9 protein-coding genes are annotated in these 20,937 nt (G+C 47.3%); all 9 read left to right on the forward strand.

Annotation, left to right across the window (positions count from 1 at the left end):
• Window positions 1–420 precede the first annotated feature (420 nt).
• On the forward strand, window positions 421–3,534 hold the full coding sequence (locus ACY0JR_RS17480) for a SusC/RagA family TonB-linked outer membrane protein (RefSeq protein ID WP_462635438.1): 3,114 nt from the start codon (window positions 421–423) through the stop codon (window positions 3,532–3,534).
• Between the two features lie 21 nt (window positions 3,535–3,555).
• A complete protein-coding gene (locus ACY0JR_RS17485) occupies window positions 3,556–5,067 on the forward strand; it encodes a RagB/SusD family nutrient uptake outer membrane protein (RefSeq protein ID WP_462635439.1) in 1,512 nt (503 codons plus the stop codon).
• Window positions 5,068–5,349: 282 nt separating this feature from the next.
• Window positions 5,350–9,069 carry a DUF4450 domain-containing protein gene (locus ACY0JR_RS17490; protein ID WP_462635441.1) on the forward strand — a complete coding sequence of 1,240 codons (3,720 nt, stop codon included), beginning with the start codon at window positions 5,350–5,352 and terminating at the stop codon, window positions 9,067–9,069.
• Window positions 9,070–9,209: 140 nt separating this feature from the next.
• Window positions 9,210–10,823, forward strand: a complete 1,614-nt coding sequence (locus ACY0JR_RS17495) for an arylsulfatase (protein ID WP_462635443.1) — start codon at window positions 9,210–9,212, stop codon at window positions 10,821–10,823.
• Window positions 10,820–11,644, forward strand: coding sequence for a formylglycine-generating enzyme family protein (locus ACY0JR_RS17500; protein WP_462635444.1), 825 nt, complete (start codon window positions 10,820–10,822; stop codon window positions 11,642–11,644). Before ACY0JR_RS17495 ends, ACY0JR_RS17500 begins: the two co-directional genes overlap by 4 nt.
• A 42-nt stretch (window positions 11,645–11,686) precedes the next feature.
• Window positions 11,687–11,998, forward strand: a complete 312-nt coding sequence (gene rhaM / locus ACY0JR_RS17505) for an L-rhamnose mutarotase (RefSeq protein ID WP_462635445.1) — start codon at window positions 11,687–11,689, stop codon at window positions 11,996–11,998.
• Window positions 11,999–12,072: 74 nt separating this feature from the next.
• A complete protein-coding gene (locus ACY0JR_RS17510; protein ID WP_462635446.1) occupies window positions 12,073–14,949 on the forward strand; it encodes a glycosyl hydrolase in 2,877 nt (958 codons plus the stop codon).
• A gap of 812 nt (window positions 14,950–15,761) precedes the next feature.
• Window positions 15,762–18,788: a SusC/RagA family TonB-linked outer membrane protein gene (locus ACY0JR_RS17515; RefSeq protein ID WP_462635448.1), complete on the forward strand. Its 3,027-nt coding sequence runs from the start codon at window positions 15,762–15,764 to the stop codon at window positions 18,786–18,788.
• Between the two features lie 18 nt (window positions 18,789–18,806).
• Window positions 18,807–20,711, forward strand: coding sequence for a RagB/SusD family nutrient uptake outer membrane protein (locus ACY0JR_RS17520; protein WP_462635449.1), 1,905 nt, complete (start codon window positions 18,807–18,809; stop codon window positions 20,709–20,711).
• Window positions 20,712–20,937: the final 226 nt, after the last annotated feature.

Raw genomic sequence — 20,937 nt, forward strand, 5'->3', positions numbered from 1 at the left:
TAATGGGTGTGTCCTTATCTTTTGCAAAGAGATCAAGTTTGGCTTGAATCAGGAATAAAAGCTGTGTTTAAGGCAAACAGAAACATTCTTGGGTAGCAGGATATAGCAGGATGGAAAGATTTTGAGAAGATTATAGATTTGGTAAGAGGGGGAAGTTCAAGCAAGACAGGTTGCAAGCTTTAAAGCAGAAACTTACGTCCACTTTCAAAGGCTCTTCATCTATGATTATTCTACAATCAAAAAGTGGCTTTCTCTTTAACAACTTATAGTTAGAACAACACCTGTGCATTCCCAAGTTTTGGGAAGTTTCAATGAATCATCTATGTTTTTACAATTTAACCGTTGGTGAATATGTTTAGAAAATTACCTGGGAGAAAGTACTGGCAGCTAAAATGTTGCTTTGCATTTATTCCATTAAGTATGGTAGCAGTTGTGCTTCCATCTGAGGCTTCATCTTATCCATTTGCAGACATTAACTATGCTTTCCAGTGGACAGTAACTGGAAAGGTGGTTTCCAGTACTGGTGATCCTTTGCCAGGGGTAACGGTTTTACTAAAAGGCTCAACCACTGCTTCTTCAACCGGAGTAGATGGCAGCTTCACCATCTCTGTACCTGAAGGACCCGGAACACTGGTCTTTTCATATATAGGTTACACCTCACAAGAAAAGCCATTCACCGGACCGGGAACTATAAACGTTACGTTGTCTGATGATACTAAAGCCTTGGAAGAGGTAGTGGTAGTGGGGTATGGTACCCAGAAAAGAGCAGACATAACCGGGGCTATTGCCACTATGAATGCTGAAAGGCTAAGCGAACGGCCCGTAACCAGGGTAGACCAAGCTTTAGTAGGCCAGATGGCGGGTGTAAGGGTTCAGCAGACCAGCGGGGTGCCCGGTAGAGGGTTCAGTATTCAGGTGAGAGGAACCGGTTCAATCTCAGCCAACAATGAACCGCTTTATGTGATTGATGGCTTCCCGCTGGCAGTACAGCCGCAGAACTCCGGCGGAGGTTTTTCTAGTGGTAACCCTTTAGATAACATCAACCCAAATGATATTGAATCTATTCAGGTCTTGAAGGATGCGGCGGCATCAGCTATCTACGGCTCCAGAGCATCTAACGGGGTGGTACTCATCACTACTAAAAGAGGTAAAGCCGGTAAAGCCAAAATCAACTTCAATGTGTATGGCGGGGTAAGCGAAGTAGTCAGAAAGCTGGACATGCTGAACGGGGAAGAATGGATTGACCGTGCCATTGAAAGCATTAACTACAACTGGGTGCGTTCAGGACCAGGCAGAACAGCCAATCAAACTACTGAAGAAAGGCGCGCGATTCTAAAGCTACCTGCCGGTACAGTAAACCGTAACTTCATGATTGATGAAAGATGGCTGCAGGAAGGGTATCCTGGCCTGAAGTTCATTGATTGGCAAGATGAATTGCTCCGCCAGGGAAACGTACAGAACTATCAACTATCTGCCAGTGGAGGTACAGATGCCGTCAACTACTTTGTTTCCGGTGATTACCTGAATCAGGAGGGAGTAGCTATTGGATTGGGGTATGAGCGTTATTCGGCACGGGCCAATGTAGAGGTGAAAGCCAATGACAGATTAACCTTAGGTTTAAATTTATCTCCATCTTATGCGGTCACCAATGACCCCGGCGTAGAAGGAAAAGACCAGTTAATGCACCTGGCAGTTTCTATGCCCCCCGTTGTGGAAGAAAGTGCCGGATTGTTGACGGGGGTTGCGCCTTTCAACGTGTACACCTGGGGCCCTGCTAGGGTAAGCCCGGTAGCGGTTGCCAGAGAAGCCATAGGGGAAAATAAAGTATTCAGGACACTGGCTACTATTTTTGGGCAGTATAGACTTCTGGAAGGGCTAAACTTCAGAACCACGTTAAACCTGGACCATGCAGATGCCACTACCAAAAACTGGGTACCTGCTAAGTTATCCCTCAACAGGAACACTACGGGAAGCCTTCAGGGATATCGTAGGCAGACCTTCGTAAACGAAAACACCTTAGACTATAACAAAACCTTTGCAGAGATGCATAACTTCTCTGCTCTGGCGGGTATTTCTTATAGCAACTACAAATTTGAAAACTGGCGCTTGAGTGGGGCGGGGTTTACCTCAAATGAGATACCAACCTTAAACCAGGCCACTTCCTTTTCAGGTACCAGCGCTGAAACCCAAAATGTTTTACTTTCCTACTTTGGTCGGGTTCAGTATAATTACAATGACCGTTACCTGATGTCGGCTTCTATCCGGAGAGACGGATCTTCCAGGTTTGGAGAGGAGACCCAGTGGGGTATCTTTCCATCTGCTTCCGTTGGCTGGAGAGTCTCTCAAGAGAGATTTATGGAGAATATACCCGCTATCAATGACCTGAAAGTGAGGGCAAGCTGGGGTATAGCCGGTAACAATGGCGTGGGCGATTATGATGATATCTCCCGCTTGCGGGTAGCTAACTACTCCTTCGGGTCTGGGTTGGCCAACGGCCAGGTTCCGCAAAACTTTCCTAACCCTAATCTAAGTTGGGAAGAATCTGAAACCATAGATGTTGGGTTTGACCTGGGGCTGTTCTCAAACCGTATCTTCACCTCATTTGACTATTACATCAAAACAAACAGGGACCTTCTGTTGAATATTCCGGTTCCTACAGCATCTGGGTTTACCACAGCGCTTACCAACATTGGTAAAGTAGTAAACAAAGGCTGGGAATTTGAGTTGACCACCCGTAACCTGACGGGCCCTTTTGAGTGGAATACAAACCTGAACTTCAGCCATAACCAGAATGAAGTAAAGCAGCTTGGCCCTAACAATACTCCAATCCTAGGCGGTGATTGGGATATAAACCATAATATTCTAATGGTTGGCGAACCTATGTATAGCCTGTATTTAGTACAGCAAATAGGTCTTTTATCAGCCGAGGACATAGCAGCCGGTTACCCCAGGTATGGTAATCAGGAGCCAGGTGACCCTAAGTATTTTGATGCCAATAATGACGGCAAAATTGATGCAAGTGACCGCGTGCTATCTGGTCATCCTAATCCAGATTATGTGTGGGGCATCAACAATTCGTTTAGCTACAAAGGGTTTGACCTGGGCATTCTGTTGCAAGGCCAGTGGGGCGGCAAAATCTACTCCACTTTTGGGCGGGCAATAAACAGAACGGGTATGGATTTCATTGATAATACCTTAGGTGTGTATAGAGACAGATGGAGATCACCGCAAGACCCTGGAGATGGAGAGACCCACAAAGCCCCATCTAGCTTTGGCCGAATCAAGAACACAGACTGGTTATATCCTTCTGATTACTGGCGGGTAAGAAACATCACTTTGGGCTACAATTTGGGTAATGTTCTGAAAAGTAAGTTGATCAGCGGAGCCAGAGTATATGCAACTGCTGAAAACTGGTTCGGCAAAGATAAGTACACCGGTGGGTTCAACCCCGAAGCCGTGAACAATGGAGGTGATGACTATGGCGCTTTCCCGTTGTCTAAGTCATTGACAGTTGGCCTGAACCTCACCTTTTAATTACCTTAAAAGACTAGAATCATGAAAAGAATAGGAATACTACTTTGTTCGGCTTTGCTCCTAAGTTTAGGGGCATGCGAAGACGACTTAGACCAGGCACCCATATCAGAAGCCAGTGCCGCTAATTTCTACCGTAACACCGAAGATTTTCAAGTAGCGGTAAACGGAATTTATAATGCACTGGGAAGCTACCCTGTCAGGAGCCTGAACTTATCTGAGGTAAGATCAGATAATGTGTATGCTCCCGGTGTGTCTGGAGTAAGAGAGTGGAACCCGGTTAACAATTTTGAGAAAACGCTGGCTACAAACCCATTGATTTCAGATGCCTGGAATGCAAATTATGTTGGCATACTAAGAGCCAATACTGTTTTAGATAAAATAAACGAGACAGTAGTTCCTGAGGCAGCCACCAGAGACAGGTTTATTGGAGAGGCGAAATTTCTAAGGGCATTCTACTACTTCGATCTGGTAAGATTGTTTGGCAGAGTTCCCATCTTCAATAGAGTGTTAACTCCTGCGCAAGCCCTGGAAGTACCTAGAAGCCCGGTGGAAGAGGTGTATGCTTTGATCATCTCAGATCTGGAAGATGCCATTTCAAAGTTGCCTGTTACCTACAATGCCTCTAACAAAGGCAGGATAACAGCACCTGCGGCCAAAGGAATATTAGCCTTGGTACACCTAACGCGTTCTGGTCCTAAATTACACCCTGCCGGACCAACCCTAGGTCTGAATGAGTATGACAAAGCGCTGACGTTACTGAACGATGTGATTAACAGTGGGCAGTATTCCTGGGTGAATAACTATGCCAGCATCTTCTCCTATACCAATGAGAACAATCCTGACATAGTTTTTGATGTGCAGGCCATTGGCGGAAGTGCCGGAGATGTAGGAGTAGGTTCTCTGCTGCCCTCTGAGATGTATGAAGAGTTGTATGCCCGTGCTATTGGAATTCCGTTTCCGGGCGGAATTCCAATAGATGGCCCTAAAACGCCTTCCAATGACTTAATCAACTCTTATCCTGCCAATGATGTGCGTGACAACTTCATCATCTTGCCTTCCTATAGAGATCCTAACGGAGCCTTGGTGAATAGAGCTCAGTATGTAAAATTCCTGGATGTAAGCCGGGCTGGAGTAGACCGCTTTAACTGGCCTATCAACTACCCCGTGCTAAGATATACAGATGTTTTGTTGCTGAAAGCAGAAGCTATTTTAAGAGGAGGAACAGGCGGAAGTCAGGCAGAGGTGGATGCCATCGTGAACCAGGTAAGAGCCAGAGCAGGTCTGGGGCCAGTTGCCAACGTAAGTCTGGATATGCTGTTAGCCGAGCGAAGAAGAGAATTTGCGGCCGAAGGGCAGCGGTGGCATGATCTGGTAAGAACCGGTAAAGTGCTTGACGTGATGAATGCCTGGAGAGCCTCTGAAGATGTAGCCAAAAAAATAAATGCGGTAACTGTGAATGACATCATTTACCCCATTCCGCAAACCCAGCTAGATGTTAAAAAAGGCTTGTATGACCAGAATCCTGGTTATTAGAAGTCGTTATCAAGAAGCCCATTTAGTACAAAGAGCGCACTTAAAAGTGCGCTCTTTTATTTTGGTAGAGTCAAGGAGTACATTCTCTGTTTACCTGAAATAAGGAAGCTTCCGTTTTCAACCTCTTTTCCTGAAACAATACCGGAAACGCCAGTACCGGATATAACAGGATAGTTATTTCAGGCAGGACAGATAGTTTTATCAAATCTGGAAGTTCATGGGTGGTTAATCATACATACGCTCAAAGGAACACTGGCTGGTTGAAGGACAAAACGTAGGTATATGCTTGATAAAAGAATTAGTACATTCCTATTAATGACGCTGATGGCATGCCAGTCACAGAATGTTCCTTTGGCGCCAGACAATACCGTTCCTAAAGAAAATATAGCTGAAAACCCTTCCTCAGGTAAACTAGACCAGGAGCGCCCGCTCCGCTACAAACCTGAAGGAACAAATTTCTACATCATTAACGGGACTAAACGGTTTAACCGGGCTTTGTATGGAACAGGAACTGCCTTTAGGGTAGAAACGGGTGATCTGCCAGAATTCTTGATGTACATGCCCGGCAAAGGTGGTAACCTGAAATTGGGTATAATAACAGAGGCGGGGAACAAGTGGCTCACAGATGCGGCGCATATCAAAGCCATTTACAGCCCGGGCACCATGCGGTATGAAATCAAAGACACGTTGCTAGGGGAGGGACAACTGAACCTGCAAGTGTTAGCCATGGCGGCAGAAGAGGGTATGGTCATAGCTCTGGAGTCAACCGCTGATAAACCATTTGAGCTCATCTGGACCTACGGTGGTGCCAGCGGCCATAAACCGTCACGGGACGGAGACATAGGCGCAGACTCAGAAGAAGGATTTTACCTGCACCCCGAACACTGCAAAGGCAATGTCTTCGAAATAAAGAATAATTCTTTCCTGCTGGGCTATGAAAGTGGGAAGCAGAGAGGGGATACCTCTAAGCTGAAGGTACAGGAGAAAGGTTCACAGATTTATGGGGTAGTGGCTCCGGGTTCTGCGCTCAAAGTAGGCGATGCCAATCAGCAAAGCTCGCCTAAAGTGCTGTTGCAATCCAGTGCATCAGAGTTGCCGATTGTAATTGGCCGCCAGAAAATACAAGGGAAGCAGAAGGTTTACTTTGGGCTGCAGAATAACTTAACCACTAAACCTAAATCTTACCAGGAACTGCCGGAAGTTTTCAAAAGAGCTGACGAGCAGCGCCAAAAGATAGCGGGTCAAGTGAAGATTGTGACTCCAGATCCGTATCTCAATACATTGGGTGGGGCATTGAGTGTTGCCGCCGATGCCATCTGGGACGGAAAAAGTTACATGCACGGTGCCATTGCCTGGCGTATGCCGCTCAACGGCTGGCGCGGCGCGTACGTAGCCGATGCTCTGGGATGGCATGATAGAGCGCGTACTCATTTCAGGGGCTACAGCGATGCCCAGGTAACGGAGCCTGCCAACGGGCCGGTAGTGCCTGATTCTTCCAGAAACCTGGCCCGGCAGAAAGAGGAAATAGGAATCTCCTTGTACACTAACGGGTACATTTCACGCAATCCCAGCGCCAGAAAAGTAGCCCACCACTATGACATGAACATGGTGTTCATTGATGAAATGCTTCGGCATTTTTTATGGACGGGTGATAAGACTTACATTCAGGAAGCGTGGCCCATTATTGAGCGGCACCTAGCGTGGGAGAAACGTAATTTTGATGCCGATAATGATGGCCTGTATGATGCCTATGCCAGTTTCTGGGCCAGCGATGCCGTGCAATACAGCGGTGGTGGCGTCACTCATTCCTCGGCCTATCATTACTTCTCCAATAAAACAGCAGCCCGTTTAGCAACACTTCTAGGAAAGAACTCCGCACCCTATAGACAAGAAGCGGAAAAGATAAAGCAGGCGCTGGGTTCCACCATGTGGATGCCCAAGCAAGGCTGGTTCGCCGAATACAAAGACCTGCTGGGCCTGCAAAAGCTCCATACCTCTGCCGGGCTCTGGACCGTGTACCACACCCTTGATTCTGAAGTGTCAGACCCGTTCCAGGCCTACCAGGTGCTGCGCTACGTAGATACGCAGATTCCGCACATCCCCATCAGGAACTCAGACTTGCCCAACGATGAGTTGGTTACTTTGACCACTTCCAATTGGATGCCCTACACGTGGTCAGTGAACAACGTGGCCCTGGCAGAAGTGGCGCATACCGCTTTGGCGTATTGGCAGGCTGGCCGCACCCAAGAGGCCAACAAGTTGATGCGCAGTGTGCTAATAGAAAGCATGTACATGGGCTCCAGCCCCGGTAATTTCCAGCAGCTCTCTCACTATGACCATTACCGGGGAGAACTGTACCGTGATTTTGCCGACGGCATTGGGATCAGTTCCAGGGCGGTAGTGGAAGGCATGTTTGGGATTCTACCAGATATGCTGGCCGGTGAACTGATAATAAGGCCCGGTTTACCAACTGACTGGAATCATGCCAGCATAGAAACGCCAGATGTTGCCTATGCCTTCAAAAGGGAGGGCGACAAAGAAACCTATACCATTGAACCACGCTTCGGGAAGCCGCTAAAGCTTAAATTCAGAGCCGCGGCATTGAAAGACCAGGTGGCCTCTGTGACCGTGAACGGTAAGCCAGTGAAATGGACGAGTTTTCTGGAAACAGTAGGAAAACCACAGATTGAGATTCTTCCTGCGGTAGCAGAAAAATACGAGGTGAGTATTACCTGGACTGGCGAAAAACCAGCGGAAATCAAGCATGAGGCAGTAGCCGCCAATGGCGCACCATTCATTGTTGATCTAGGAAAGGCACAGTTTCTGGAGGTCAGAGATCCGCAGAAGATAATAGTTCGTTCAACTTCTAACGGGAACAGGTTAGAGGCAAAAATAGCAGGCAATGCTGGACACCATTCTTTGTTTGTGCTAGCCAGGCAAGGACAACTAAGCTGGTGGCAACCAATTGATGTTGAAGTGCGGGAGCCGCTTAAACTGTTGGTTAATAACAGTCCGGGAGAAGCTAAAAACCAGTTTGTGCTTCAGAACAATACCGCTTCTGCGTTCAAGGAAGAAGTTACCGTTACAACAGGCAATTTCACTCAAAAGCTGAACTTGGCCATTGCTCCTTTCGGTTCTTCAACGCCTGTCACCATTCCTTCAGGGCAGTTACAACCTGGTACCAACCAAGTGCGCATTGAAGCGAATGGAAAAGTACTAGCAACCGAAGAAATCACAAACTGGGGAGTGGCGTTTAGCCCTTCCATTTCAAAAAACAGGTTGGAAACAGTAGATCTAACCCCTCACTTTAATGATAAGGTAACGCAGATTTTCCAGAATGAATATCTGTCGCCCCGACCCGCCACGGCTACGCTACAGTTGCCTATGCAAGGCATTGGCAACTGGTGTTATCCTTTGGTGACCGCAGAGATAGATGATACAGGCTTGCGGGCAAAAGCGGGAGCAAGCGGCGTTTTCAGTTTGCCAAACGGACTGCTGTTTAAAACGGCCGGGCCAGGTAGCAGCAAGAACATTCTCTTCACCAGCCAATGGGACAATTACCCAGATGCAGCCATCATTCCCTTGACCGGAAGTGCCTCACATGCCTACCTGCTGATGGCTGGTTCCACCAATCCCATGCAGTCGCGCTTTGATAATGGCGAAGTGGTGGTGACCTATGCAGACAATTCACAGGAGAAACTAACCCTCAGGAACCCCGAAACCTGGTGGCCTATTGAACAGGATTACTACATCAACAACTACTCTTTCACGGTTGATAAACCAAAGCCCATCCGTGTACATCTGAAAACCGGAGATGTGATCCAGAATTTCAAATACTCAGACATCAAGGGGTTTGCCTACAACAGCTACATTCCGGGTGGCGCGGCTACTGTGTTGGACCTTCCTTTAGACCCGAATAAGAAGTTGAAGTCCTTGGAGGTAAAATCCTTGGCGAATGATGTAGTGATTGGCCTGATGGGCGTGACGTTGGTGCGGAAGTAAATTGCCAATTCAACAGCAGGTATTAGCAAGCAGGTTACAGCAGGATAATCAGCTGTGAAGGCTTTGCTATATTTAGCATGGATGAAACTTTCAAAGCTCATCCGGTAGGCATTTATTGTTTCACCCCAAGGCTTCCTCCTATGATCAAGCAACGCTTTCTTAGCCTTTCTTTGATAATCGCATCGGGCTTTTTGTTGAGTCTGGCGCCGCAAAAAGTGCAGCCCAACATCATTATCATCCTAGCCGATGATATGGGGTATTCTGACATCGGTAGCTTTGGGTCTGAGATACAGACACCGCATTTAGATGCGCTGGCCAAAGGTGGGCTTAAAATGACACAGTTCTACAACGCCTCCCGCTGTTGCCCAACCCGCGCTTCTTTGCTTACCGGTGTGTATCCGCACCAGGCAGGCGTGGGGCATATGGTAAATGAGCGCGAGCATCCGTCGTATCGGGGCATGTTGAACGAGGAGTGTGTGACCATTGCCGAAGCGTTGAAAGAAGGTGGCTATAACACCATGATGACGGGCAAATGGCACCTGAATGACCGCAAAGAGCACTGGCCGATAAAGCAGGGCTTTGATCAGTACTTCGGGTTATTGGACGGCGCGAATAGCTACTTCGGGAACAGACCATACCGTCCTAATCAGAAACTTACCTATGCGCTGAATGATGAAGAGTACACTCCCGGCAAGGACTTTTATGCCACCAATGCTTACACAGATTACGCATTAAAATTTATAGACGAACGCAAAGAAAAAGCCAAGCCCTTCTTTTTATACCTGGCATACACCGCCCCGCACTGGCCGCTTCACGCCTTGGAAGAGGATATAGCCAAATACCGCGGTAAGTACAGCAAAGGATGGGATGTGCTGCGCGAAGAGCGGTTTAAGCGCATGAAGGCTATGGGCATACTTCCTCAGGACGCCAAGCTTTCGCCAAGAGACGAAGAGGTGCCTGCCTGGGCCTCTTTGACAGCAGCAGAAAAAAAGCAGTGGGAGGAAAAAATGGCGGTGTACGCCGCCATGGTAGACCGGATGGATCAGAACATTGGCAAACTCCGCCAAAAACTGAAAGAAACCGGCCAGGATAAGAATACCATCATTATGTTTCTGTCAGACAACGGCGGCAGTTATGAAGATATTGACGGACCATCGTTTACCCCTGAAATCATTGCCGCCAGTAAAAAGCCCGCCAGCGACCCCACATCTTTCACGGCGTATGAGTACCAAGGTGCCAACCTCAGCAACACCCCTTTCCGAAAGTTCAAGCGCTGGGAGCATGAAGGCGGCATTTCCACGCCGTTTATTGCCTATTTCCCCAACACCATCAAACCCGGAAGCATCAACCATCAGCCCGCCCACGTCATTGACTTGATGGCGACCACCCTGGATCTGGCCGGAGTGGCCTATCCTAAAACCTACAAAGGCAAGACCATCAAACCCATGGAAGGAGTTAGTTTAACTCCTTTGTTTAAAGGCCAGAAATGGCAAGGGCATGACGCCATCTTCTTTGAGCATGAAGGGAACCGAGCGGTAAGAAAAGGTGATTGGAAACTGGTTTCTATGTTCCCAGAGAACAAGTGGGCGCTCTACAACATCAAAACAGACCGGTCAGAGCTAAATGATCTGAGCGCCAAGAATCCAGAGAGGGTGAAGGAAATGGAAACGCTGTACAATACTTGGGCTGCCCGTGCCAATGTGGTGCCCTTTGCGCAGTTGTTGGAAATAGATAAGCAGAAAAAAGCAAAATGAAACAGTTTCTCCTTGTCATCGGGTTTATAGTGGCTTTATGCGCTTGCAAAGAACAAGCGCCAGCGCACGTGCCCGCTGGGATGCAGTACATTCCAGAGGGATCTTTTATAAGAACAGTAGGATTGAATCAGCAGGAGGTAGAAATAGAAAGTTTCCTGCTGGACAAGCATCCGGTCACGGTGGCTGAGTTTAGGGCCTTTATTAAGAAAACTGGCTATAAAACAGACGCTGAAAAGTTTGGCGACGCGGGAGTATTTGATCCGGAGAGTAAGAGCTGGACTCTGGTAGTAGGCGCGTCTTGGGAGTACCCGTTAGGAAAAGGAGCGTCTAAAGCCGAAGATAACCATCCTGTCACCCAGGTAAGTTGGAACGATGCCGCGGCCTATTGTAAATGGGCAGGCAAGCGTTTGCCTACGGAGTATGAGTGGGAGTATGCCGCGCGCAGCAACGGAAAAAAGAATACCCGCTACAGTTGGGGAAACAAGCTGGTGGAAAACAACCAGTTCAAGTCAAATGTGTGGCAAGGAAGCTTTCCGGGCAATAATACTGCAGAAGACGGTTACCCCTATACTGCCCCCGTGGGAATCTTCGGGAAGACCGGACACGGCCTGACAGACATGGGCGGGAATGTCTGGCAGTGGACATCAGAAACTTTTACCGAAGAAGGGCAACCACAAATGCCAGACGTAATGCTGCTGAAAGGCGGTTCCTTTATGTGCGATTCCACGTTCTGCCACAATTACCAGATCAATGGTCGCACTTCCTCTTCGCGTGAGACCGCGCTCTTCCATACCGGGTTCAGATGTGCCAAGTCTATCTAGTGCCTAAGTTTAAATTTTGGTTTAAAGATTACAAATAAAGATATGCAGCGATTCGCTTTTAAAATGAAACTGAAACCTGGTTGTGAAGCCGAATACCAAAAGCGCCATGATGAAATCTGGCCGGAAGTTTCGCAGCTGTTAAAGGATGCCGGCGTAAGCGATTATTCCATTTTTCTGGATGCAGAAACCAATACTTTGTTCGCCGTGCAGAAACAGCAGGGCGCTTCGTCGCAGGATTTAGGTACCACCGAGATTGTGCAGAAGTGGTGGGCCTACATGGCCGATATCATGGAAACCAACCCGGACAATTCTCCGGTTTCGGTTCCTTTGAAAGAAGTGTTTTATATGGCGTAATCTGCGCTTGGCAAGAACCAGTTATTGCCAGATGCATCCATCCTTAGTTTACCAAATCACCCAGATTCTCTTTCATGACTCATAAATTTAAATTTCTTGCTTCGCTTGCGTTGTGCGGGGCCATCCTAGCCAATTGCCGTCAGCCGCAGGCCTCTAATACCGTTTCAAGCGCCATTTCTGAAAAACAGGCCCAAAACAGTGCGCTATGGCCGGAGGTAAAAAAAGAAACCCGTCCCTGGACCCGCTGGTGGTGGATGGGCAATGCGGTGGATGAAAAGAACATAGACCAGCTGCTCACAGAATACGCAAAAGCCGGTATAGGCGGGGTGGAAATTGCGCCCATCTACGGAGCCAAGGGGCATGAAAGCAAGTACATTGATTTCCTGTCGCCGCAGTGGATGGGAATTCTGGATAATACGGTAAAGAAAGCGGGTAGCCTGAACATGGGCGTAGACATGACTCAGGGAACCGGTTGGCCTTTTGGCGGGCCACAGGTGAAACCTGAACATGCCGCCTCCAGACTGATTGTGCAACAGTATCCATTGAAAGGAGGTCAGACGCTGAAAGAAACGCTGGAGGTGAAAGAGCCGAAGCAGAAAGAACTAGGCGTGGAGTTGCAGGCAATAATGGCCTACAGTGACAAAGGAGAAGTTCTGAATATAACTGACAAAGTGGGCCAAGACAGGAAACTAAACTGGAAAGCCCCGGCCGGAAATTGGAACCTGTATGCGGCTTTTAATGGCCGTACGCGTCAAATGGTGAAGAGGGCTGCGCCGGGTGGGGTAGGTTACACCCTGAACCACTTATCTAAAGAAGCGACTGAGGCGTATTTGCTGCCTTTTACCCAAGCATTCAATGGCAGTAACCACGGAGTAAGAGCGTTCTATAATGATAGCTATGAGGTATATGGAGCAGATTGGTCTGCTGGTTTCTTTGAGGAATTTCAGAAGAGAAAAGGATATGATCTGAAAAAGTACCTGCGGGAGTTGGTGAGCAAAGACCAAACAGAAATGGTTGCCCGTCTGAAATCTGATTACCGTGAAGTAATGGGCGATATGCTCTATGACAATTTCTACCAGACATGGAACAACTGGGCGCACAAACACGGCAGTCTCACCAAGAACCAGTCACACGGCTCCCCGGGAAACCTCCTAGATTTGTATGCCGCCGTTGACATTCCGGAGTGCGAAACGTTTGGGTCCAGCTATTTCCCAATCCCAGGCTTACGCCGCGATAGTGCCGATGTACGGAACGTAGATCCAGATCCCATCATGCTGAAATTTGCCTCATCGGCGGCACACGTGGCTGGTAAAAATCTGGTTTCCAGCGAGACCTTTACCTGGTTAGGAGAACACTTCAAAACCTCGTACTCCCAAATGAAGCCTGAAGTAGAGCAGGTTTTCTTATCTGGGGTAAATCATGTTTTTTACCACGGCGTTACCTACTCTCCGGCAGAAGTTGCCTGGCCGGGTTGGTTGTTTTATGCTTCCCTAAACCTGACCCCTGCCAACAGTTTATGGCCGCAGTTCAACGGCTTTAACCAATACATTACCAGAGTACAATCTGTGTTGCAGTCTGGCAAAGCCGACAATGAAATTCTGGTGTACTGGCCCATTCATGATGTCTGGAGTAATCCGAAAGGCATGGAAATGCTCATTAAAGTACATGACATTGATGAATGGCTGCATCCTACCCAGTTCTACAAGCAATCCAAACAACTGATGGATGCTGGTTATTCCCTGGATTTTGTGTCTGACAAAATGCTGCAAAAAGCGAGCGTGCAAAATGGAGATATTGTAACATCTAGTGCTGCTCCGGTACACAAGGTTTTAGTGTTGCCGCAAAGCAAGTACATGGAAGTAACCACCTTTGAAAGAGCGCTGCAACTTGCTCAGGAAGGCGCTACCGTCATTTTAGAACAATTACCTGCCGAGGTGCCTGGTTTGCATGATCTGGACAACAGAAGACAGAAACTAAAGCAGTTAACCCAAGGCATTACGTTCTCATCTGCCGGTAATGGTATCCAGCAGATGAAGATTGGTAGGGGAGAAATCCTGCTTTCAAAAGATATCGCCAAAGCCCTTGCCTATAAAAACATCCAGCGGGAATCTTTAACCGATACCGGCCTAAAATTCACCCGCCGCGACATCGGTAATGGCAAATATTATTACCTGGTCAACCATACAGCTAAGACTATTGACACGACTATTCCATTAAACCTGAAAGCGGAATCTGTAGTGATGCTGGACCCGCAAAGCGGTAGTGCCGGTTTGGCCACCTCCTCAACGGCAAACGGTACTACCAATGTGCGGGTACAGATGAAACCGGGAGAAGCGCTGATCCTGCGAGCCACTACCAGCCCAGAGTCAGGTGTACTGGCATGGGAGTACCTGGACAATGCCGGAACTCCTATGGAAGTAAAGGGCACCTGGAACCTTCGCTTCACGCAAGGAGGTCCCGAGATGCCTTCAGAGCAGAAATTGACGCAGTTGAAATCCTGGACAGAACTTTCAGACAAGAAAGCCGAAGCGTTCTCGGGCACTGGTGAGTACACCATCACCTTTGAGGTGCCCGCTAAAAAAGCATCAGAATATGTGTTGGATTTAGGGAAAGTAAATGAGAGCGCCAAAGTCTGGATCAACGGTCAGGAAGTAGGTACTTTGTTTAGTATTCCGTTTCAAGCAAGAGTTGGCCAGTACTTAAAACCCGGTAAAAATACTTTGAAGATAGAGGTTGCCAATCTCATGGCTAACCGCATCCGGAACATGGACCAGAAGAAGATTGAATGGCGCAATTACCACGAAATCAACTTCGTGAACATTGACTACAAACCGTTTGATGCCTCTGTGTGGAAACCAATGCCGTCTGGTTTACTAGGCCCGGTCACTATTACTCCTTACAGCACCTCGGCAGAGAAGGTCTCTGGTTCAATGGGGAAAGCTGGTAGATAGTTTTACTTTTCCCTTGTCCCAATCTCCCTGATAAAGGACCTAAGAAATTGTTTGAGGATGGAGCTAAGACCAACTCCATCCCCAAACAATTTCCTGCTAAAGTTAAACTGAATGACCTGACAAGTGCTGAGGTCAAATTTGTTTTGATTCTATTTCTCTTTCAAAGCTCTTCCAAAGTTACATACCTATATCCCCTCTAGTATTTACATTCTTCCAAAAGCATTCTGGCGCAAGCGTCCGCTTGTGTCCACACGCATAGCTGTTCTGCCAAACGGCGACACAAACGGACGCTTGCGCCAGAATCTGCCTAGTTTAAGATGGAAGTCCTTAGGCGATTTGGTATAAATTAGTTTCTCGTGATTTCTTCTCAATTAGTTTTAATTATCCTTTCTAATCCTTTCTGAGCCTTTGGTTGAATTATTAGGAAATAAACTGTCGGAAGATTGTTATTTTGATTGTAAACTATTCATAGAAAGGCTATAAATAGTAAATATATCAACTTTAGGCAGGACAGTGCAGGATGGTAGTTCTAAGCTCAAGACTTAGCTTTATCACATATTTATATTACCTAAGTCACATTGGTTTATAATGGTATGAAGAAGAGACTTTATTATGCTTGCTACCTTTGTTTTGCTTTGCCGTTTCTTGGTATTGGGGTGAATCCAGTTCATGCTGAGAGCAAAGTAAGCTACAGGAGAATTGACAATAGTGGAGCAAGTGCTATAATCACATCTGCTGCTCATTTTTACAGCAGTGCAGAAAATAGTACTAGCAGAACGGCAGGTTATGCCGATTTGGCCATTAGTGGCAGAGTGATAGGAAGTGACGGAGAGGGAATGCCGGGCGTGACGGTAATGGTAAAAGGCACCACTATTGCTACGGCTACAGATGTACAAGGAAACTATACATTGAACGTTCCAGATGGCAACGTTACTCTATTGGTCTCCTTTATAGGATATGTCACGCAAGAGGTTGCCGTTAATGGCCGCACTACCGTAAATGTCACTCTTAAAACAGATACTCAGGCATTAGATGAAGTAGTGGTCATTGGGTATGGTACTGCTCAGAAAAGTGACGTAACGGGTGCTTTGTCTTCTGTCTCAGCGGAGCAAATTGCGCAGGTGCCAGTGCAAAACTTGACGCAGGCTTTGCAGGGTAGAGCAGCCGGGGTAGACATTGCCACCAGTAGTTTCCGCCCGGGCGCAGTACCTTCCATTAGAATAAGAGGGAACCGTTCTGTTCAGGCATCTAATGAGCCTTTGTATGTGGTAGATGGTATTCCGTTGGCAGAAGGTACAGGTATCAATGATTTCAACCCTTTGGATATTGAATCAATAGAGATCCTGAAAGATGCTTCTTCTACCGCTATTTACGGGTCACGGGGAGCAAATGGAGTGGTATTGGTGACAACCAAAAGAGGGAAAGAAGGGACCATTAGTGTGAACTATGATGGCTACATGAGTTTTGATAGTCCTTTGGTTACGCTTGACCTAATGAACGGCCCAGAGTTTGCCGAATTGAGACGTCAGGCGTACCGGAACACCAATGCGTATGCCAGTCCTTATCCAGATCCAACTTTAGATTACAACTTGTTCCGTCAAGATCCCTATATGTGGGAATCAGTGGCCATGGGATATGAGTGGATTGACCTGGAAAACCGGATTCCCAGGTTGCGCCCTGCAACTGCTGAGGAGCAGGCCTTGTATGGAGTTACTGAATTGCCTATTTACAACCCAGCCAATGTGAGATCAACAGACTGGCAGGACATGGCTTTGCGTGATGCTGTTACCCAAAGCCACCAGATTCTATTGAGAGGCGGTACAGATAAAATCAGAGCAGCCTTTTCAGCAAGTTATTTAAACCAAGAGGGGCTCCAGTTAGGTCAGGATTTTACAAGGTACAATACGCGCCTAAACCTGGACTATACCGTAGCTAAGTTCTTAACGGTGGGCGGTACCATCAACGCCAACGTGAACGTTCAGAACAACGGAGCCAACATTTACGGTAGATACACCAGTCAATTGCCTCTAGCTATCCCTTATGACAATGAAGGAAATGTAATACAGCTACCAGGCGGCGATATCAACATCTATAACCCCATACGTGATGCAGATTTAATTATCAACGAAAACCGCAGTACCCGCATTTTCGGGAGTTTCTATGCCGAGGCCAAATTGCTGGAAGGTTTACGGTACCGGGTCAACGTAGGGCCAGACTTCAGGCATTCCAGAAACGGTACGTTTGAAGGTTCTTTGTCTTCCGTGAGACAAGGTGGTAGTGCCCGTGCGGTTTACGGCCAAAGCCAGAACTTTACCTATGTGGTTGAAAACTTGTTGTTTTATGACAAGACAATAGCCACAGACCATACCCTTGGGGTAACGTTGCTCCAGAGTATTCAGAAAGATAGAAACGAAGGCAGCAGTATTACCGCCGCTGATTTTCCTTATGAAAGTCAGTTGTGGTATAACATAGGCTCTACAAACCAGAGTACACCAACGGCTTTTTCAAGTGGTTACTCCTTGAGAACTTTACAGTCTTGGATGGGGCGGGTGAACTACAGCTTCAAAGACAAATACCTGTTTACCGCTTCTGGCCGTTATGATGGTTCCTCGGTATTGGCGCCGGGTAACAAATGGGATTTCTTCCCCTCCTTCGCCTTGGCCTGGAAAGCGCAGGAAGAGAATTTCCTGAAAGGGGTTGATTTTATCAATGAACTGAAATTCAGAATAGGTTACGGTGCTGTGGGGCAATCCTCTATTGGGCCATACCAAACAGGTGGTGTACTGGGTCGTACTTCCTACGTATGGGATGAAGCCGCCGCCTATGGTTATGCCGTAACCGGTCAACGTCTTCCAAATCTATCCTGGGAAAAAACCAGCACAGTAAACCTCGGCCTTGATTTTGGCTTCTTTCAAAGAAGAATCACCGGTACGGTAGAAGTGTACGATGCCAAAACCACGGACCTGATCTTACCAAGAGCCTTGCCTACCGCCTCAGGCTATGCCAGCGTACTGGAGAACATTGGCGCTACCCGTAACAGAGGGGTAGAGGTCTCTCTAACTACAGACAACATCCGTAATGAGAGCGGTCTGAACTGGACCTCAACCTTCATCTTCACTAAAAACAAAGAAGAATTTGTGGAGCTGTACAACGGGGCTAATGATGACATAGGAAACCGCTGGTTCATTGGTCAGCCTTTAGGTGTGTATTATGACTACAAGTTTGAGGGCATCTGGCAGGAAAGCGAACGAGATCAGGCATCGGTGTATAAACAAGTGCCAGGAGATATCAAAGTAGCCGACTTGAACAATGACAAAGTGATCAATGGACAGGATTTGACCATTGTAGGAACCAACAGACCTAAGTGGTCGGGCAGTATTCAGAATACCTTCGCGTACAAAGGCTTTGACCTCTCTTTCCTGGTGTTTGCCAGGGTTGGCCAGAAAATCAACAGCATCGCGTACCGGCCAGGGCTTGGCGGCCGTTACCAGAACATTGATTTTGATTACTATACCCCTGCCAACCCAAGTAATGAATTCCCAAGACCAATCAGAAACACTGATATTCAGCAGTACGGTACTTCTTTACAGTACAGAAATGGAGACTTTGTACGGGTTAGAAACATCTCCTTGAGTTATACCTTCCCGCAAGCCTTTGTCTCTAAATTCAGAGGCAAGAGCCTTAGTGTTTACGTGAATGCAGTGAACCCATTCTTGTTCACAAGTTTTGAAGCACTAGATCCAGAAGTTACAGACCCGGGTACAGGTTCTGCTGAGGCAGAACGTCAGTTGGGTTTGAGCAACAGAAGTCTAGTGTTTGGGTTAAGAGTAGGTTTTTAAAGATTAACAGTTGAACAAATGAAAAAGAAGAATATAATCATAGCGGCTATATTTCCTCTGTTTTTTCTGGGCGCCACTTCTTGTAATGATTATTTGGAAGAGGAATTAGTAGCCACATTAACAGAGGATTACTACAAGACAGAGCAAGGAGTGGAGGATTTAGTAGAGGCTGCCTATGAGCCGGTAAGGCATAAGTTCACCTATGAGTGGGCTTATACCCTATGGAACTTCGGGACTGATGAGTTTACCCATGCAGATCAGGTAAACCATAACTACTACAATACTTATGACAACCGGTTAAACTCCAACCCACCGGCCCCAGATGTGTTCCTGCATGAGACCTGGTCTACGCTCTACTTTGGGATTAACCAGGCCAATACCGGCATTGAATATATTCCGCAGGTAGTTGGCGTGCAGACCTTGGTGACCCCTGAGGCAAAAGCCAGAAGAATGGGTGAACTTCGGTTTTTGAGAGCCCTGTATTATTTCCAATTGGTGCAGCAGTTTGGGGCCATTCCTATGCCGTTGGAATCTACTAAAGGGGTACAAACCGAATTTCCTAGAACACCGGTGCCCCAAGTGTACCAGACCATTATCTCTGACTTTAAATTTGCAGTAGATAATCTCCCTGCCACTCAAACCCAGTTTGGGAGGGTAACCAAAGGCGCGGCCCAGCATTTTCTGGCCAAAGCCTATCTAACTAGAGGCAGTGCCATCACAGACCAGAGAGGACAGAAACCTACTGACATAGACAGCGCCGCTTTCTACGCAGACCAGGTAATCAATTCTGGTACGTATGCATTGGAGTCAAACTACGGCAGACTGTGGGATATCTCCAGCTACGCCAACAGTACCGCTGCCCAGAAGAGCAAAGAAATCATCTTCTCAGCGCAATGGAACAACAATACCTTGCTTTCTGGCCGCTATGGGAACCAGACCCACATGTATTTCATCATGGCCTATGACCAGCAACCAGGTATGGTGCGGGATCTTGCCAACGGCAGACCTTTCCGTAGAGCCATGCCCACCAATTACGCTATGGACATTTACGACCGCAAGAACGACTCTCGTTTCCACAAGAGTTTTCAACTGGCTTACATCAGTAATAATGCAGCCAGCATACCAAAATGGACTGCCGCCAATGCACCTAGCGCTAACTTGGTAGGGCAACCGAGGTGGGCTGTTGGAGATACTGCCTTCTATGTGATGGTGAATTCGGCAAACAAACCAGTAACACAGGACCAGATAAATAAAACGAGGTATAATCTGTATCCAAGATACTACACCACCAGCGCAGGGGCACTGGCATCAGCTTTCTCAACAAGAGCAATCTTTCCAACTTTGATTAAGTATATAGATCCATTCCGCCAGAACGTAGCGGCCCAACAAGGTGTAAAAGACGGTATTCTTGCCCGCCTTGGCGAAACCTACCTGATTGCAGCCGAGGCTTACGGACGTAAAGGAAACTATGCCAAAGCGTTGGAGTACATCAATGTAATTAGACAACGTGCTGCTTACAAAGCGGGTGAGGTGAAAAGACCTGAGTACTGGAAAGTAGAAGGTGGTGACAGAAACAACACCAGCAGCACTTATCCAGAAATCACCGCCACTACTGAACTCTTCACCACCAATGCGGCTAGTGAAATGTATCCCGCCTCCGTTACATCTGTACAAGACCGGTTCATCCACTTTATCCTGAACGAGAGAAGCCGTGAGTTGCTGGGCGAGTTACACCGCTGGGAAGATCTGGTTCGCACCGAAACCTTGCTGGTACGCGCCAAAGCCTTCAACCCAGATGCGGTGAATGTACAGCCGTTCCACAAATTACGGCCCATTCCAATCCAACACTTGGAGCGGGTAACCAGAAACGGGCAGCCCCTCAATTCTGAGGAACGGCAAGCCGAACAAAATCCGGGCTATTAATTAACTCAGTCTGCGTTTCTAGCGCGTTTTACCAAAAGGACACCTAAAAGAAAAGGGAAACAGGAGGTTTACTTCCTGTTTCCCTTTTCTTTTAGGTATTTCCCTTTTCTTTTAGGTGTTTATCTTTTTCAGGGTGTTTTGCTAAAATCAGGCAGAAAGCAGCAGAGAATAAAGTGGAGAACTTCTTCTATTGACTGATTATGTAGTGCATGGCAAGAGTTTCTTC

This window comes from Rufibacter sp. JT3400010, assembly GCF_054956755.1.

Coding starts and splice junctions, on each gene's coding strand:
- ACY0JR_RS17485 (WP_462635439.1), top strand. CDS start 3,556: ATGAAAAGAATAGGAATACTACTTTGTTCGGCTTTGCTCCTAAGTTTA.
- rhaM (WP_462635445.1), top strand. CDS start 11,687: ATGCAGCGATTCGCTTTTAAAATGAAACTGAAACCTGGTTGTGAAGCC.
- ACY0JR_RS17500 (WP_462635444.1), top strand. CDS start 10,820: ATGAAACAGTTTCTCCTTGTCATCGGGTTTATAGTGGCTTTATGCGCT.
- ACY0JR_RS17495 (WP_462635443.1), top strand. CDS start 9,210: ATGATCAAGCAACGCTTTCTTAGCCTTTCTTTGATAATCGCATCGGGC.
- ACY0JR_RS17510 (WP_462635446.1), top strand. CDS start 12,073: ATGACTCATAAATTTAAATTTCTTGCTTCGCTTGCGTTGTGCGGGGCC.
- ACY0JR_RS17480 (WP_462635438.1), top strand. CDS start 421: ATGGTAGCAGTTGTGCTTCCATCTGAGGCTTCATCTTATCCATTTGCA.
- ACY0JR_RS17520 (WP_462635449.1), top strand. CDS start 18,807: ATGAAAAAGAAGAATATAATCATAGCGGCTATATTTCCTCTGTTTTTT.
- ACY0JR_RS17490 (WP_462635441.1), top strand. CDS start 5,350: ATGCTTGATAAAAGAATTAGTACATTCCTATTAATGACGCTGATGGCA.